General features: G+C 60.7%; 12 protein-coding genes. 5 read left to right on the forward strand and 7 right to left on the reverse strand.

Translation table 11 applies throughout. The annotated features are described in order from the left end of the window. Positions 1–76: 76 nt before the first annotated feature. The 3 genes from AXG89_RS36590 to AXG89_RS36600 form a co-directional block, all read right to left on the reverse strand. A complete protein-coding gene (locus AXG89_RS36590) occupies positions 77–1,174 on the reverse strand; it encodes an ABC transporter ATP-binding protein (protein WP_119024782.1) in 1,098 nt (365 codons plus the stop codon). A 45-nt stretch (positions 1,175–1,219) separates the two neighbouring features. Beyond that, the gene (locus tag AXG89_RS36595; protein WP_075360080.1) at positions 1,220–2,326 is read right to left on the reverse strand and encodes an ABC transporter substrate-binding protein; all 1,107 of its coding nucleotides are present in this window, start codon (positions 2,324–2,326) and stop codon (positions 1,220–1,222) included. A gap of 88 nt (positions 2,327–2,414) precedes the next feature. Next, a complete protein-coding gene (locus tag AXG89_RS36600) occupies positions 2,415–3,842 on the reverse strand; it encodes an FAD-binding oxidoreductase (protein WP_075360081.1) in 1,428 nt (475 codons plus the stop codon). Positions 3,843–4,559: 717 nt separating this feature from the next. On the opposite strand from AXG89_RS36600, the gene rpoD reads away from it, so the two are divergent. Together rpoD and AXG89_RS36610 are read left to right on the forward strand one after the other, a co-directional pair. Continuing rightward, positions 4,560–6,458, forward strand: a complete 1,899-nt coding sequence (gene rpoD, locus AXG89_RS36605; RefSeq protein ID WP_236873676.1) for an RNA polymerase sigma factor RpoD — start codon at positions 4,560–4,562, stop codon at positions 6,456–6,458. A 326-nt stretch (positions 6,459–6,784) separates the two neighbouring features. Further along, entirely contained in the window at positions 6,785–8,683 is a 1,899-nt protein-coding gene (locus tag AXG89_RS36610) for a potassium transporter Kup (RefSeq protein ID WP_075360083.1), read from the forward strand. A 111-nt stretch (positions 8,684–8,794) separates the two neighbouring features. On the opposite strand, the gene AXG89_RS36615 is transcribed toward AXG89_RS36610, so the two are convergent. Then, positions 8,795–10,351: an acid phosphatase gene (locus AXG89_RS36615; protein WP_119024783.1), complete on the reverse strand. Its 1,557-nt coding sequence runs from the start codon at positions 10,349–10,351 to the stop codon at positions 8,795–8,797. A gap of 214 nt (positions 10,352–10,565) precedes the next feature. On the opposite strand from AXG89_RS36615, the gene AXG89_RS36620 reads away from it, so the two are divergent. Continuing rightward, a complete protein-coding gene (locus tag AXG89_RS36620) occupies positions 10,566–11,834 on the forward strand; it encodes a cytochrome-c peroxidase (protein ID WP_075360085.1) in 1,269 nt (422 codons plus the stop codon). Here AXG89_RS36620 and AXG89_RS36625 read toward each other — a convergent pair whose 3' ends face one another. Then, positions 11,835–12,728 (reverse strand): LysR family transcriptional regulator, encoded by an 894-nt coding sequence (locus AXG89_RS36625; RefSeq protein ID WP_119024784.1) that lies wholly within the window; start codon positions 12,726–12,728, stop codon positions 11,835–11,837. Between the two features lie 131 nt (positions 12,729–12,859). Here AXG89_RS36625 and AXG89_RS36630 point away from each other — a divergent pair, with 131 nt between their 5' ends. Together AXG89_RS36630 and AXG89_RS36635 are read left to right on the forward strand one after the other, a co-directional pair. After that, a complete protein-coding gene (locus tag AXG89_RS36630) occupies positions 12,860–13,711 on the forward strand; it encodes an oxidoreductase (RefSeq protein WP_075360086.1) in 852 nt (283 codons plus the stop codon). Positions 13,712–13,798: 87 nt separating this feature from the next. Then, positions 13,799–14,260: an Lrp/AsnC family transcriptional regulator gene (locus AXG89_RS36635; RefSeq protein ID WP_075360087.1), complete on the forward strand. Its 462-nt coding sequence runs from the start codon at positions 13,799–13,801 to the stop codon at positions 14,258–14,260. Here the strand turns inward: AXG89_RS36635 and AXG89_RS36640 are convergent. Together AXG89_RS36640 and AXG89_RS36645 are read right to left on the reverse strand one after the other, a co-directional pair. Then, entirely contained in the window at positions 14,257–15,915 is a 1,659-nt protein-coding gene (locus tag AXG89_RS36640) for a S10 family peptidase (RefSeq protein ID WP_119024785.1), read from the reverse strand. The genes AXG89_RS36635 and AXG89_RS36640 overlap by 4 nt on opposite strands. Before the next feature lie 29 nt (positions 15,916–15,944). After that, on the reverse strand, positions 15,945–16,487 hold the full coding sequence (locus AXG89_RS36645; protein ID WP_075360089.1) for a GNAT family N-acetyltransferase: 543 nt from the start codon (positions 16,485–16,487) through the stop codon (positions 15,945–15,947). Position 16,488 lies beyond the last annotated feature (1 nt).

The raw sequence follows: 16,488 nt of genomic DNA on the forward strand, positions 1-16,488 counted from the left end.
CGCGCCATCGTGCGGGACGCTGCGGCAGTGCGTCGGGACGCGGCTGTTCGGCAATCAGGGCGGAGCGATTCATTTTTTACCCCGCTATCGCGACAGCGTCCGCAGTCAGCCACGAAAGCCCGAGCGTCTGCCCGATTTCGTACTGGCTGCCGAGCCGGTTGGTCGGAAATGCGGCGACGAGCGGCGGTGCATCGGTGACATGCGACTGCAGATAAAGCTTGGTCATGCTGCCGGTCACCATGATGTCGGTGAGTTTCGCCGACAAGGTGCCGCCGTTGATGAACCCTGCCGGCGGTCCATCGTGGATCTGCAGGTTTTGCGGACGGAGCATCAGCTTCACGGACTTGCCGTCGCGGATCACGGCGTCGTACGCCATCGCGTTCACATTCGCGCCGCCTTGCACGCTGATCCGGACTTCATCGCCCGTGCGGCCGGTCACGACTGCATCGAGCAGATTCGATTCACCCAGGAAGTCCGCCACGAACACGCTCTTCGGCCGGAAATACAGATCCGCCGGCGAACCAAGTTGCGCGATCGATCCCGCGTTCATCAGGCAGATGCGATCGGACATGGTCATCGCTTCTTCCTGGTCGTGCGTGACGTACACAATCGTCGTTCCCAGATCGCGATGAATCCGCTTGATCTCAAGTTGCATCTGGTCGCGCAATTTCTTGTCGAGTGCGCCGAGCGGTTCGTCCATCAGGATGATCGATGGCCTGTACACCATGCAGCGTGCAAGCGCGATCCGCTGCTGCTGGCCGCCCGACAATTCGCGCGGATACCTCCCTGCGACATGCGGCAGGTGCACCATCTCCAGCGCCTGCATGACCTTCTCGCGCGTGGCCTTTGCATCGGTCTTGCGCATCTGCAACGGGAACGCGACGTTTTCCGCGACCGTCATGTGCGGGAACAGCGCATAGTTCTGGAACACCATGCCGATGTCCCGTTCATACGGCGCGCCATATGTCACATCGACGCCGTTGATGCGCACCTGGCCATCGTCCAGTTGCGACAAACCGGCGATAAGACTCAGCAACGTGGTCTTGCCCGAACCGCTCGGTCCGAGCAGGGTCAGGAATTCGCCCTGGGCGACGTCGAGATCAATGGGAGCGAGCGCCACGAAGTCACCGTAGCGCTTGCAGAGTCCCGTGATTTGAAGGTTCGAGGCAGACATGGTGATGGCATCCCTTGCAGTGAAACGCGGTGACTGAAACGAGGCTCAGGTCAAGATCCAGCTATTGAACTTTTCGAGCGCGACGCTTTGCTTTTCCTGCCAGAATTTCGCATCGATATGCAGGCCGTTCTTCATGTTCTCCGGGAACGTCGGGCAATTCTTCGCGATCTCCGGCTTGATGAAGTTGAACGCTTCGGGCTGGGTGACACCGGCAGGGAAGTACTCGACGAGCGCGGCCTGACGCTTCGGATCGGACGCGAACTTGATGAACTCGCGGCAGGCCGCGGCGTTCGGCGTGCCCTTGAGGATCGACCAGTTGTCGCAGCCCCAGATGTTCTGGTTCCACACAATCGCCACCGGCGCGCCATTTGCAATGGCCGATTGCGCCCGCGATACCCACGTGCTGATCATGTCGACTTCACCCGAGCCGAGCATCTGTTCGACTTGCGAGCCTGTCGTCCACCACACGTCCACATGCTTGGAAATCTTGTCGAGACTCGCGATGCCTTTGTCGAAGTCGACCGGATACACCTGCGATGCCGGCACGCCGCCGCCCATCAGCGCTTCTTCGAAGGTATCGAACGGATATTTACGCAAGCCGCGACGGCCCGGAAAGTCCTTCACGTTCCACATGTCGGCCCAGGACGCCGGGGCCTTGCGTCCCTTGAACGCATCCGTGCGATATGCAAGCACGGTCGTATAGACGTTCGTGCCGACCCCATACGGCGACATGTATTGCGAAGGAATCTTGGCGATCATCGGGTCCGCTTCCAGACCGTGCTTCTCCAGATATTCCTTGCCGCCGCCCGTAAGCAACAGGATTGCCGGCTGGCTGATCTTCGCCATGTCCCACGTGTAGCTGCCGGTCTCGACCATGCTCTTGATCTGCGCGGTCGGTTCGGCGTTGGCCTGCACGCCGACGACTTCAATGCCGGTCTTTTCCGTAAATGGCTTGTAGAAAACGGCGCCATACGCTTTGGTGTAGATGCCGCCGTCGTCACGAATCACGATCCGTTTGCTCGCCGCGCGCGACGGCGTCCAGACGAACGGGAACGCGACCGCAGCCGCACCGGCGGCGGCAGTCTTGATGACCGTGCGGCGGCCGGGATTTTGAATCGCTTGAATCTCATCGCGTGCGGGCTGCTTTTTCATGTCGGCTCCAAGTGTGGATAAAAACAGAAACGCCAGGGGTGCGGATGTCCGGGCTTCTTTGTTGGCGGCCCGGATCAGGTTGGGTCGCTCAGGGAATCAAGCGTCCCGGATTGAAAAGATTCTGCGGATCGAGCGCGGTCTTCACGGCGCGCATCAGACCCAGTTCCGCCGATGACTTGTAGTGCGCCATTTCGGGCAATCCGGTTTGCCCGACGCCATGCTCGGCGCTGAAGGTGCCGTGCAGTTCGTGCGCGACATCGTTCACGCAGCGGCGCATGGCGTTGGCCATCGACGTGGGATCGGGCAGTTCGCGCCAGGCATCGAAGGTGAAGAAGGGAATGAAATGCGCGTTGCCGTCGCCGAGATGGGCGACCACGAGAACGTCGAGCGCCGGGACGATTTCATGCACTGCGGCCGTCGCCCGTTCTATAAACACCGGTACCGCCGAAACCGGCACCGCACAATCCGTCGTGAGGCCCACGCCGCTCTTCTTGTTCGCCTCGGACACGCTGTGGCGAATCTCCCAGAGCGTCGCGCGCTGTGTTTCGTTGCTGGCGAGGATCGCGTCGTGAATCAGGCCCTGTTCGGCGGCATGTTCGAGCGTTTGCTGGAGCAGGGCGGCCATTTCGTCGCCGCCGCCGGTATCCGCGAGTTCGACGAGCACATGCCACTCGTGCAGTTCGCTGAGAGGATTGCGCCGCCCCGGCACATGTTCGATAACCAGTTCCAACTGGCGCCGGTTGATCATCTCGAACGCGCTCAGGCGCGATCCACATGCGGCCTGGAACATGCCGAGGATCTGCAGCGCGGCGGCGGGATCGACCGGCGCAAACCATGCGAGCGCATGTTGCGTGGGCAGCGGATGCAGCTTGAGCGTGGCCGCCGTGATGATCCCGAGCGTGCCTTCCGTCCCGATAAACAAGTGTTTCAGATCCAGGCCCGTGTTGTCCTTGCGCAAGGCGCGCAGGCCGTTCCAGATGGTGCCGTCGGCGAGGACGACTTCCAGGCCCAGCACGTTGTCGCGCGTGTTGCCGTAGCGCACGACACCCGTGCCGCCGGCGTTCGTCGACAAATTCCCGCCAATCTGGCACGAGCCTTCTGCTCCAAGGCTTACCGCGTAGAGCCGGTTTTCCGCCGCCGCCGCGTCCTGCACGGTTTTGAGCACGCAACCGGCTTCCACTTCCATCGAACCGTTGGCGGCGTCGATATGACGGATGCGCCGCATCCGCGCGAGATTGACGATGACAGGCGCCACGCCTTCGTTTCGGGGAATGGCGCCGGCGCAGAGGCTCGTATTGCCGCCTTGCGGCAGGACCGGCACGCCATGCGCGGCGCAAAGCCGGACCACGGCCGCGACCTGCGCCGTGTTCGACGGCTGCACGACAGCCGTGGCCGGTCCTTTGTACCGGCCGCGCCAGTCTTCGGTGAAGGGCGCGAGGTCGGCGTCCTGGGTCAGGACCGCGTCGGCTCCGATCTCGGTTTTCAGGGCTGCGATCAACGTCGTGACGTCATTCATGTTCCAGTTCCTTGGGGAAGGGCACCGGCTGTCGCTCGAATCAGCTAAAAGGCCGCGTCTGAAGAGCAGGATATGAAGAAAAAAATCGCATTGAAATGCCTTTAATCGCATTACGATTACAGTAAGCGTATTCGCCGATACAAAAATAGCGTCACGCCAATGCACTCCGGCGCGATGCGCACGAAAAAGAAGGGAATTTTCTGGCCGGGGCGAATCTAACGTCGGTTGTTTCGACGCCTTTCGCTGCCTTACGCATAAACAAACGGGGCGTGATCGGGGCTTCTCGAATGCCTCGCAGCCGCGGCTGCAGCCTTGATTCGGCTCAATTCGTCCGCAAATGAGTTCGTACCCGGAAAATGTTGTTGTTTCGCAGCGTATGGATGCCGGAAACGTTCGTTAATTGCCTCTTGACGCACCTGCAGCAATCAAGTTGCTATAGACTGTACGACCCGCGCGAATACTGCGCTTGTTAGCGCTCCCCGCCTCCAAACTGATTCAGCTTGCTCGAATCAACGCATTTGATTAGTTCAACCCGAGGTGACGATCCTGTCGGTCTTCACGGTATTGCGCGTGTCTGACCGCCTTGTGCACCGGTTTGCTTTTCTCAGAGCAAGGCTATCGAGGAAATGTATGACAAGTTTTGATCCAACCGAATCTAACGCCGGAAACGGTGTTCCTGCCAAAAAATCGAAGGCCCGCCGTGGGTCCGCGGAAAAGATGTCGCGTCCCATGGACGAAAGCGCTGTTTCGCCCGAGCAGGCCGATGAGCGTCAGAAGCAGATGCGCGCGCTGATCCAGCTCGGCAAGCAGCAGGGCTACCTGACGCACGCGGAGATCAACGACCACTTGCCAGGTAACTTTGCGCAGACGTCGGCTATCGAAACCATCGTCAGCACATTCCGCGACATGGGCGTGGCCGTCTATGAAGAAGCGCCGGACTCCGAGACGCTGCTGCTCAACGACTCCACGCCGACCGCTGTATCGGACGAACAATCCGACGAAGAAGCCGAAGTCACGCTCGCGACCGTGGACTCGGAATTCGGCCGCACCACCGACCCCGTGCGTATGTACATGCGCGAAATGGGCAGCACGGAGTTGCTGACCCGTGCCGGCGAAATCGAGATTGCGAAGCGGATTGAAGATGGCCTTGGCGAAATGATCAAGGCGGCGTTCGCTTGCCCGTCGACGGTTGTCACGTTGCTCACGACCGTGGACAAGGTCGTGGCGGGTGAATTGCGCATCGACGAACTCGTCGATGGTTTCAAGGACGTGAGCACGCTCGACGAAGCAGTCGTCGACGACTCAGACGCCGAAATCGATGAAGCCGAACTCGCGTCGGAAAGCGACGACGAAGAAGGCGAGACCGACGACGAACAAGCCACGCGCGCGAACGCCACGCGTCTCAAGCACTTGCTGCGTGATTGCCTGCCTATTTTCGTGAACGTGCGTGATCAGTTCGACGCGTTCCACGCGGCATACAGCGCAGACGATGCACGTACGGGCGACTGGCCAACCGTGCAGGAACATATCCAGAACGAACTGGCCACCGTGCGTTTTACCGCCCGGACCATCGACCGGTTGTGCGCTGAGGTTCATGAGCAGGTCGAGCATGTTCGCGCCATCGAGCGTCGTATCCTGAAGATCGCGGTCGACCTCGCCGGCATGCCGCGCGAGAAGTTTGTCGAAGTGTTCCCGGGTCACGAGACGGATCTCGAGTGGACCATGCGTCATGCTGCGGCATCGACTTCGTACGGCAAGGCGCTCGAGCGCGCGCTGCCGGCCATCCAGGCCGAACAGCAAAAGCTGATCGAAATCGAAGCGCAATTGATGCTGCCGCTTTCGCAACTGAAGGCGTTGAACAAGCAGATGACGTCCGCCGAGCACAAGATGCGTCAGGCAAAGCGCGAGATGACCGAAGCGAATCTGCGTCTGGTGATCTCGATTGCAAAGAAATACGTGAACCGCGGCATGCATTTCCTGGATCTGATCCAGGAAGGCAATATCGGCTTGATGAAAGCCGTGGACAAGTTCGAATACCGGCGCGGCTGGAAGTTCTCGACGTACGCCACGTGGTGGGTTCGCCAGGCTGTGACGCGTTCGCTCGCCGATCAGGGCCGGACCATCCGTGTACCGGTGCATATGATCGAGACCATCAACAAGCTGAACCGTGTATCGCGTGAAATCCTGCAGCAGACGGGTCAGGAAGCACATCCGTCGGTGCTGGCCGTTCGTCTCGACTTGTCGGAAGAGAAGGTTCGCAGCATCCTGAAGATTGCGCGTCAGCCGGTTTCGCTGGAAACGCCTTTGGGCGAAGACGGCGACACCACGCTGGGCGACATGGTTGAAGATTCGGCGACCGAGTCGCCGGCTGATGCCGCCATGCACGCCGACATGCGTCTCGCGATCAAGGACGCACTCGATTCACTGTCGCCGCGTGAGGCGAAGGTGCTGAGAATGCGTTTTGGCATCGACACGGTTTCCGACCATACGCTGGAAGAAGTCGGCAAGCAGTTCGATGTGACGCGTGAACGGATTCGCCAGATTGAAAGCAAGGCAATGCGCAAGCTCGTGCATCCGAGCCGTTCGGAGAAGCTGAGGTCGTTCCTCGCGCATTAAGGTTTGAAAGCGTCCGGAGGTTGGGCGCTGCTGTTGTAGATCACCGCAATTGGTCGGTCCGGTTTTCGGGCCAGCCAGTTGCGGTTTTTTTTGCTCTTCCCGGGCTGTAGCAGAGGGCGTCGGCGCTTCAACATGCAAAGGCCGTAGGTACATTCCATGCGGTGCTTTCCTCGACACAATTGACCACAGTGATGCCACGCACGGTCGCTATTAGTGTTAAAAGATCGACGAGACTTGATGTGCAGGGTCCGAACAGTCGTAATCCTTTATAGATCCAGACACACGGTTTTCAACCGCCCTAGTGCCCTTACCTGGAAGAAAGGCCTATGTCAGCTTCTCTCGCAGAGCCATCGGCGAAAACCGTTCAGGCGGCGCCTGTTCTCATGCTCGGCGCGATCGGCGTTGTGTTCGGCGATATCGGCACGAGCCCGCTTTATACGCTTCGCGAATGCCTGAAAGCCGCTGGCGGCGCGTCCCAGCCGAATGTCTTCGGCATTGTGTCGCTGATTCTCTGGTCCATTCTGATCGTCGTCACGCTGAAATATGTCAGCTTCGTAATGCGCGCAGGAAATGACGGCGAGGGCGGGATTCTTGCGCTTACGGCGCTGGCATCGGGCGTCGCGCCTCATCGATTGCGTAACGTCTTGCTCACGCTTGGCGTATTCGGCGCGGCCATGTTCTACGGCGATTCGATGATCACGCCCGCCATCTCGGTGATATCGGCGGTGGAGGGCGTGACACTCGTCGATGCCGATCTGACCAAATGGATCGTGCCGATCTCGCTCGTGATTCTCACGGCGCTCTTCGCGATCCAGAAGCACGGCACGAGCGCCGTCGGGAAAGTGTTCGGACCGATCATGGTCGTCTGGTTCCTGACGCTGGCCGCGCTGGGGCTGTCGCACATCGTTCAATACCCGGTCATTCTCGAGGCGGCTTCACCCACGTTCGCAATCGGCTTCGTGTTGCATAACCCGACAACCGCGTTCGTGGTGCTCGGCTCGGTGTTCCTGGCGCTTACCGGCGGTGAAGCGCTCTACGCGGACATGGGGCACTTCGGCAAGAAGCCGATCCGGCTCGCCTGGGTGTTTGTCGTGTGGCCGAGTCTCGTGCTGAACTACTTCGGGCAGGGCGCGCTCGTGTTGATGCATCCCTCGACGCTCAAGCAGCCGTTCTTCGAATCCGCGCCCGGCTGGGGACTCGTTCCGTTGGTCATACTGGCGACGGCGGCAACGATCATCGCGTCACAAGCGGTTATTTCGGGCGCATTTTCCATGACCAAGCAAGCCGTGCAACTGGGCTTCCTGCCGCGCATTCCGATCGTCCATACATCGACGCACGAGATCGGCCAGGTCTACGTGCCGTTCATCAATCTCTCGTTGTTCGCGGCAGTCGTGTTCCTGGTCGTGTTCTTCAAATCCTCCGATAACCTTGCCTCAGCGTACGGTATTGCGGTGGCATCGACCATGTTGCTCACGACCTTGCTGATGTATTTCATCACGCACTGTCTCTGGCACTGGAAGCCGATTGCGACCGCGTTGGTCATCGGGCCGTTTGCGCTGGTCGATGCGGTGTTCGTATCGAGTAACGTGAGCAAGGTGCTCGACGGCGGCTGGTTCCCCCTGCTCGCGGGCGCCGGGCTTTTCACCGTGATGACGACCTGGCACAAGGGGCGCCAGACGCTTATTGACCGGATGAAGGCCGAGAACCTGCCGCTCAAGGACATCATCCCTTCGCTATGCCGCAGCAGCCATCCGCCGGCGCGCGTAGAAGGGACCGCTGTATTCCCGGGCGGCGTTGCGGGCATGACACCGACCGCGTTCATGCATAACCTGAAGCACAACCGCGTGCTTCACAAGACCAACATCTTTCTCGCGGGCACCACCGACAACGTGCCGCACGTGAGGGACGCGGACAAGGCGGTGGTCGAGGACCTGGGCGACGGGTGTTATGCCGTTGTCGTGCGTCATGGCTTCATGGAGATACCCGATGTGCCGGTGTTGCTGCTGCTGATCCAGAAGCAGATACCGGACTGGACTTACGAGGCCGCCGATACCTCGTTCTTCCTCGCGCGAGACACCATCCGCGCAACGGGAGAAAGCAAGGCGATGGCGCTGTGGCGCGACAAGCTGTTCGCGTTCCTCGGACGCAACGCGGCGCAAGCCGCCGAATACTACAGCTTGCCGCCGAACCGCGTGGTCGAGATGGGCGGCCAGATCAATCTGTAGGCGAGGGCGGAAACGCTCGCACGTTGCAAAGCGGAAAGCGCGATGGATCTGGCAAATCCCATCGCGCTTTTATTTGCCGGGCAGCAAGACGCCGCCCCTAAAGCCTGCCTGTCAGAAGTCCAATGCCGCCGTCAGGTCGCCCATCGGTTTGCCGCCGGCCGCGACCATCGCGGCATCACGCGTCGTGAGGCCCGGCAACTTCGGCAACGAATAACGCGCCGTGATCAGACGCAGGATCGACGTCGTATCGTATTGCGTATGATCGACGAAACCCTTTTTAGCGAACGGCGAAATCACGAGCGCCGGAATGCGCGTGCCCGGACCCCAGCGGTCACCCTTCGGCGGCGAGACGTGATCCCAGAAGCCACCGTTTTCATCGTAGGTCACGACCACGATCATGTTGTTCCACTGCGGGCTCGCCTGCAGATGCTGGATCACGTTCGCAATGTGCGCGTCGCCGGACGCCACGTCCGTGTAACCCGCGTGTTCGTTCAAGTTGCCTTGCGGCTTGTAGAACGCGACGGACGGCAGCGTGCCGGCATCGATTGCCTTGATGAACTCCGTGCCGTCCGTGCCGCCATCGAGCAGATGCTGCGTACGGTTGGCCGTGCCCGGCGCCAGGTCGGCGAAGTAGTTGAACGGCTGATGGTGCGTCTGGAAGTTCGGCACCGAATTCGTCGAGCCGCTGATCTTCGTGCGGTCGGCCAGCGCCGCGCCCCACGAACCGCCGTACCACGCCCACGATACGTTCGCCGTGTTCAACAGATCGCCGATATGCGTCTGCGTTTGCGGCGGCAGCGTGGTCGCGACCGTCGGGTCGGCGAGCGTTGCATCGCCGCCGGTTGGCGGCGTGTTGCCGCTTGGCTGATACGGCGGCTGCATGGTGTTGATGGCGAAGAAGTCGGGCGTCAGGTTGCCCGAGTTCACGAACTTCGGAATGCCCGCGATCGCCGATGCCGGCGAAGCCGCCGTCACCTTCAACGACACACCATCTGCATTCACCGATGAAATCGACCCCGCCGCCACGCTCTTGTCCGCGTTCGGATAGATCGGCGTGCACGCGCAGACGAGCCACTGATGGTTCAGGAACGAGCCACCGAATGCGCCCATGAAGAAGTTGTCGGCGAGCGTGTATTGCTGCGCGATCTTGTAGAGCGGCAGCTTGTCGGCGTTGGTGTTGTAGTGACCCATGACAAACCCGCCCGAGTCGGCCCACGCGGCGAACTTGTCGTTCTTGCCACCGTTGATCTGCATCTGGTTTTCATAGAAACGGTGATACAGGTCGCGCGTGGTCAGCGACAACGGCGTGTTGAAACCCGCGGGGTCATCGATGGCAAACGGCGCGTTCGGCAAGTTCGCCGTCATGGCTTGCGTGACCGCGGGCGTGACGCCGGTTGCGGTCAGGCCATTCCAGATCGGCGGCAGTACCGGGAGCACGCTGCCGTCGCGATCGAGTTGCTGTGCGCTCGCGGCGGTTACCCCTTGCAGGCCGTTTGCGCCCGGGAAGCTGCCATAGAGGTTGTCGAAGCTGCGGTTTTCCGCGTAGATCACGACAATGTTCTTCACCGATGTCAGGTCGGCTTTCTTGTCGTCATTGCCGCCGCATGCGTACAGGCCGATTGCGATCGACGCCGTGAGGGGCACGGCGAGGACGAGTTTTTTGTTCATCGATAGGTCTCGGTCGTTGGGGAACCGGCGGAATGCACGTGTAAGTTTGCCGGTGCCGCAGTGTCCCAACTGGATTTGACAGGAACATTTAATATTGCTTTCATCAAGTAAGAATGTGTCAGGTTGCAGCGGAAATAACGAAGGGCATTTGTCATGTCACACAAATGACATGCGATCGTCATACGCTTTGGTCTCTCTCTGAAGCCTTGTTCACATGCCATCCATCGTTTCGTTGTCGCTGTCTATTGCCGCCTTGTGTGTCTCCGCGATCGTTCTCACCGGTTGCGATTCGCATGCAGCATCTGCGGCGCCGCAAGCCGGGTCTTACAGTGCAAGCGAAGCGAAATCTCGCGCACAGGTCTTCGCACAGGTGAGGCTGATGACATCGGTGGGCGAGAAGATGTTCATGGATCCTTCACTGTCGGGATCTGGCAAGCTCGCGTGCGCGTCGTGTCATAGCCCGAGTCATGCGTTCGGGCCGCCGAATGGGTTGTCCGTGCAACTGGGCGGCAGCGATATGCACCGGCCGGGATTTCGCGCGGTGCCGTCGCTTCGGTACCTGCAGTCCGTGCCGCAATTCACGCAGCATTTCCATGACTCGGACGACGAAGGCGACGAAAGCGTCGATGCCGGTCCGACCGGCGGGCTCACCTGGGACGGGCGCGTGGATCACGGTGCGGACCAGGCGCGCATACCGCTGACGTCATCGTTTGAGATGGGCAGCACGCCGGCGCAAGTCGTCGCGGCGGTCAAAGCCGCGCCCTATGCAGGCGAGTTCCGCGAGGCGTTCGGCGCAAATGTATTCGACAAGGACGACAAGGCATTCGATGCCATCCTGCGTTCCCTCGAAGCCTTCGAGCAGACGCCGCAGAAGTTCTATCCGTACACGAGCAAATTCGATGCGTTCCTTGCGGGCAAGTCGAAACTGAACGAAGCGGAGTTGCGCGGGCTGGAGCTCTTCAACGACGAAAAGAAAGGCAATTGCGCCGCGTGTCACATCAGCCAGCGCGCGAAAGACGGGTCGCCGCCGCAGTTCAGCGACTTCGGTCTGATTGCAGTTGGCGTGCCGCGCAATCGCGCGTTGCCAATCAACCGCGACCCGAAATTCTTCGATCTAGGCGCGTGCGGACCGGAGCGCCACGACCTGAAGGGTCAGTCGGAATATTGCGGCATCTTCAGGACGCCGTCGTTGCGCAACGTGGCGACGCGCAAGGCGTTTTTCCACAACGGCATTTATCACTCGCTCGATGAAGTCGTGCGCTTCTATGTCCAGCGCGATACCAATCCGGAGAAGTTCTATCCGGTTGCCCACGGCAAGGTGCAGAAGTTCGACGACTTGCCCAAACGCTACTGGTCGAACATCAATACGGAAGCGCCGTTCGATCGCAAGCCCGGCGATGCACCCGCGATGAACGAAGCCGAAATCAAGGACGTGGTCGCGTTCTTGAACACGCTCACCGATGGGTATGAAGCTGCCAATTGATCAAACCGCTGGCCTCAATGCATCGATAAACGCCCTGAGTTTCGCCTGCGACTGCGTGCGAACAGGAAAATAGAGGTAGAGGCCGTCGCTTGGCGGCGTGAAGGGCAAAAGCACTTGTTCCAGTTCGCCGCTCGCCAGTTCGCGGCTCACCTCGAAGTCGCCCATGTAAGCCAACCCGAGACCCTTGCGCGCGAAGTCGCCCAGGGTACTGCGGTCGTTGACGGTCAGCTTGCTGGGTATGTCCACGATGACCTTTCGGTCGTCGACCTGAAAATCCCATCTGTGTAGCGCGCCTGATCCGCCGAAGCGATATAGGAGCCCCTCGTGGTCCACAAGATCGTGCGGCGTTTGCGGCCGTCCCGCCCTGGCGAAATAGGCGGGGCTGCCGACTATCGACCATGTGATGTCCGGCGTCAGCCGGAGCGCGACCATGTCTTTGGCGAGTGCTTCGCCCAGGCGGATGCCCGCGTCGAAACCGCTTTCCACCAGATCGACGGCGGCTTCATCGAGCGTGAGATCGAGGTGGACGTCGGGATGCGTCAGCCGGAACCTTTCGACCATCGGTCCTATCAGCAGCGTGCATGCCGAGCGCGTCATGGTCACGCGCAACGTGCCGGACGCATTGTCGCGAAAGCCATTGAGCGCTTCGAAGGCGCCATCTATATCTTCCACCGCCGGACGCAGACGCTTGTAGAGCGCATCGCCCGCCTCGGTAAGGGCCACGTGGCCGGTCGTGCGCTGGAACAACGAAACGCCATGACGCTGTTCGAGCACGCGGATCGATTTGCTGACTGCGGTCGCCGACACCTTCAGGCGCGCGCCCGCGACCGTGAAGCTCTTGTGCTCGGCGACGGCGAGAAACATCGTGACGCCGTCCAGAAGATCCTTGTCCATGTTGCCCTCCATTATGAACTCCCGGTTTAAGGCGAATGTACCGCGATCCCGTTTTTCGCGGGCAATCCGGCGCGTACGATTTGGCTAATGGAAACCGGTCTACGGCTTCCAATTCAGTGAGGAGCAGGGAGATGACCGATCAAGCCAGCTATAAACGCGTTTGGTTCATCACGGGTGCGTCGCGTGGAATTGGCGCGGAGATCGCCGCCGCGGCGCTCGCCAATGGCGACGCCGTTGTGGCGACTGCGCGCAAGTCGAAGGCGATGACCGAGACGTTGGGCGAACAGGCGGCCCTCTTGCCGGTCGATCTCGACGTCACCAACGAGGCCGCCGCGCACGAAGCGGTCAAGCTCGCGACGGAGCGGTTCGGGCGGATCGATGTGCTCGTGAACAACGCGGGCTACGGCCTGGCCGGCGCGGTGGAGGAAGCGAGCGCGGCGGAAGTCCGCAGCATCTACGAGACCAACGTCATGGGTTTGCTCAATGTGACACGCGCCGTCTTGCCGATCATGCGCGGCCAACGCAACGGCCATGTGATCAATATTTCGTCGCTGGGCGGCTACCAGGTCGGCGCGGGCTTCGGCGTGTACGGGTCGACGAAATTCGCCGTAGAAGGTTTGTCCGAGTCGTTGCATGCAGAGCTCATGCCGCTGGGGATTCACGTCACGGTCGTCGAGCCGGGGTATTTCCGCACGGAGTTCCTGGATTCATCGTCGGCGATGGAGTCGAAGAACGTGATCGATGATTACGCCGATACCGCCGGGAAGGTCCGCGCAACCGCGAAGGCCTACAACGGCAAGCAGCCTGGCGATCCAAAGCGCCTCGCGCTTGCAATGCTGACGCTCGTCCAGGCACAAACGCCGCCGCTCAGGTTGCAAATGGGCACGGACGCCGTGGCGCGCATCCGTGAAAAGAACGCCTTCGTTGAACGCGAACTGCAGGCCTGGGAAAGTCTTGCACGGTCCACGGATTTCCCCGCCTGACGTTTGTTGGCCGCATTCCGCTCAGATAACCCCGATTTCTGCCGGAATGCACTACCATTCGAATCCTCTCTGGAGGATAGGTGACAGATGGATCTCGACAAGATAGACCGCGCGATTCTGATCGCGTTGCAGGCCGACGGCCGGGCCACGAACGCAAGTCTCGCCGAGCGCGTCGGCTTGAGCGAAACGCCCTGCGCGCGGCGGCTCAAGCGGCTCGAAGCGGATGGGTACATAGAAGGGTATCGCGCGGTCCTGTCGCGCTCTGCGTTGGGACTCGGGCTGGTCGCCTTCGTGCAAGTGCGTTTTAGCGTGCACGACCGGAAGTTGTCGGACCGGTTCGAGCGCGAGATTCAGGCGATTCCTCGGATTGTCGCGTGTAACAACGTTTCAGGCACTGCAGATTATCTGCTGCAAGTCGTGGCCCGTGATCTCGACGATTACGGCACCTTCATGCGCGACGTACTGCGCGTGTTGCCGGGGGTATCGGCGGTTGAATCCATGCTTTCATTGCGCGAGGTGAAGCGTTATGCCGGCTTGCCGTTGCTTTAGGGGTTCGCCGCGCCGTCCGCTTTATAAAAACGCGTCAGGTCGCCTTTGAGCGCATGCAGCGATGCATCGTCGAGATAGATCATGTGGCCTGTCGGGTAATACGCGCGCTGGATGTTCGGCCGCAAGGACTTGTCCAGTCCCATGTGCGACAGGTCGTATTCGGTCTGGAAAAACGGCGTCGCGAGATCGAAGTAGCCATTGAGCGACAGCACGCGAAGGCGCGGGTTCTGCCGCATCGCTGCGGCAAGGTCGCCTGCCGCGTAAGGCTGCGACAACTGCTCGCCCCATGACGCACGATGCTTCCAGTTCCACTGCGACAACGCGTTGTCGTTGAATACGCGATACGCATCCGGCGCTTCGAAATGCAGGTCCTGCACGAGATGCTGATGCATCGCGGCATCGAACGCGCTCGACACGCTGGTGACCGAAGCGTCGTAGTCGGGACGCTCGGCGGCGTCGTCATAGTCGATCCCTTCAAAGCGCGCATCGTATCGTCCGAGACTGCGTGATTCCCCGCGCAGCAGTTGCTTGCGAAACCGCGATGGCCAGATTTCGAGCCGCGTCTCTTTCACATATTCGACGGTGAGGCCCGTATAGCCGGCGACGCGCGCCGCGATTGCATCGCGCTCGGCATCGGGCAAGGCGTCGCCTTGAGCTAAAGCTTGCGCATAGGGGCCGGCGGCGAACGCGCGGACTTCATCGAGATACGCCTGCAAGTTGGGCGGCTTCGGCATGAGCTTGTCGTGATACCACGCGATGGCGGCGTATGTGGGCAAATAGCTCACGGCTTCCAGGTCGGTGCCAGGTGCGCGCGTGGCCGAGTTGAGCACCGACGACATCAGCACCACGCCGTTCAACGTAATGTTGCTCTGGCTCAACTGGTACGCAAGCATCGCGGCGCGCGCCGTGCCATACGATTCGCCCAGCAAATACTTCGGCGAGTTCCAGCGCTGGTTGACGCTCAGGTATCGCTCGATGAAACGCTCGAACGCGCCGAGGTCTTCGTCGACGCCCCAGAACTGCTTGCCGGTTGCATGGCCCACGATGCGTGAAAAACCGGCGCCGGGGGCATCGATGAAAACCAGATCGGTGGTATCGATCAGACTGTCCGGGTTATCCGCGAGCACGTAGGGCGCGGGCGGCGTGATGTCCGGACTCGATGTATGCGCGCGTTTCGGTCCGAACGATCCCATCAGCAGGAACATGGTGCCCGCGCCGGGTCCGCCGTTGAACAGAAAGGTGACGGGGCGCGTGGCGGCGTGCTTTGGGTCCGACGTGTACGCCACATAAAAGATGCTGGCTTCGGCCTGACCCGCGTTGTTGCGCAAGAGCAGATTGCCGGCCGTGGCGGTGTAATCGATCTTCTTGCCGTCGAGCTTGATGGAGTGCTGCGTGACGGATTGTGCTTCGGGCGGGACGGGAATGGCGTTATCGGGTTTGGCGTCGCTCGACGGTGTGGCTTTGGCGGCGCGTGTGCGTTCGGGACGAAGCGTGTTTGCAGTCGGTCCCGACGCCGGCCGCGGAGTCGCCGCCTGCGCGGGCTCTTCACCCTGCACGGCGCTTGCGGCTTCCTCCTGCGCCACAGCGTTACCTAGATTGCTTGCCAGACCGATCACGATCAGGCCACGTACCAAGCTGTTGAAGCGAGCGCGCATCCTTGTCCCCGACATTGTTTCGATCGATGTTACTGCGCGCTGATTACGATCGCATTCGCCTTCCGATGCAACACGAGCGTAGGTTTGCCCTTGTAGGTATCGCTGCGAACTTCCTCGAAAGCGCATTTGGCGGCAAGTGCCAATGACGCTTCATTCGCAGGCGAGATAATGCAGACCGTCTCTCCTTGCGGCCAGCGCGCATCCGACCACTGCAACGCAGCTTGCACGGCTTCGGTTCCATAGCCCCTTCCCTGCGCCGCCGAGGTCAGCATCCAGCCGGCCTCCGGGTTTGCATCGAACGATGAATCGATACCGCGCTTGTACTGCCCGAAGCCGACTTCGCCCAGGAACGCGCCGCTGTGCTTTTCGCTGACGACCCAATACCCGAAGCCCATCAGTGACCAATGCCCCGCGCTTCTGAGCAGCCGCGCCCATGCTTCTTCTTTGGTAAATGGAACGCCCGTGACATGGCGAACGACATCGATATCGGACCACATGACGTGGATATCGTGGAAGTCGCTGTGTTGCGGAGGACGAAGAGTGAGACGGCTGGTTTCGAGAACAGGTGGCATT

The sequence above is a fragment of the Burkholderia sp. PAMC 26561 genome, assembly GCF_001557535.2.
Taxonomy (GTDB): Bacteria; Pseudomonadota; Gammaproteobacteria; order Burkholderiales; family Burkholderiaceae; genus Caballeronia.

Excerpts from the sequence above, each read along its gene's own strand:
- AXG89_RS36590 (WP_119024782.1), bottom strand. The coding sequence starts at position 1,174 with ATGTCTGCCTCGAACCTTCAAATCACGGGACTCTGCAAGCGCTACGGT.
- AXG89_RS36600 (WP_075360081.1), bottom strand. The coding sequence starts at position 3,842 with ATGAATGACGTCACGACGTTGATCGCAGCCCTGAAAACCGAGATCGGA.
- AXG89_RS36610 (WP_075360083.1), top strand. The coding sequence starts at position 6,785 with ATGTCAGCTTCTCTCGCAGAGCCATCGGCGAAAACCGTTCAGGCGGCG.
- AXG89_RS36625 (WP_119024784.1), bottom strand. The coding sequence starts at position 12,728 with ATGGACAAGGATCTTCTGGACGGCGTCACGATGTTTCTCGCCGTCGCC.
- AXG89_RS36630 (WP_075360086.1), top strand. The coding sequence starts at position 12,860 with ATGACCGATCAAGCCAGCTATAAACGCGTTTGGTTCATCACGGGTGCG.
- AXG89_RS36635 (WP_075360087.1), top strand. The coding sequence starts at position 13,799 with ATGGATCTCGACAAGATAGACCGCGCGATTCTGATCGCGTTGCAGGCC.
- AXG89_RS36595 (WP_075360080.1), bottom strand. The coding sequence starts at position 2,326 with ATGAAAAAGCAGCCCGCACGCGATGAGATTCAAGCGATTCAAAATCCC.
- rpoD (WP_236873676.1), top strand. The coding sequence starts at position 4,560 with ATGTCGCGTCCCATGGACGAAAGCGCTGTTTCGCCCGAGCAGGCCGAT.
- AXG89_RS36640 (WP_119024785.1), bottom strand. The coding sequence starts at position 15,915 with ATGCGCGCTCGCTTCAACAGCTTGGTACGTGGCCTGATCGTGATCGGT.
- AXG89_RS36620 (WP_075360085.1), top strand. The coding sequence starts at position 10,566 with ATGCCATCCATCGTTTCGTTGTCGCTGTCTATTGCCGCCTTGTGTGTC.
- AXG89_RS36645 (WP_075360089.1), bottom strand. The coding sequence starts at position 16,487 with ATGCCACCTGTTCTCGAAACCAGCCGTCTCACTCTTCGTCCTCCGCAA.
- AXG89_RS36615 (WP_119024783.1), bottom strand. The coding sequence starts at position 10,351 with ATGAACAAAAAACTCGTCCTCGCCGTGCCCCTCACGGCGTCGATCGCA.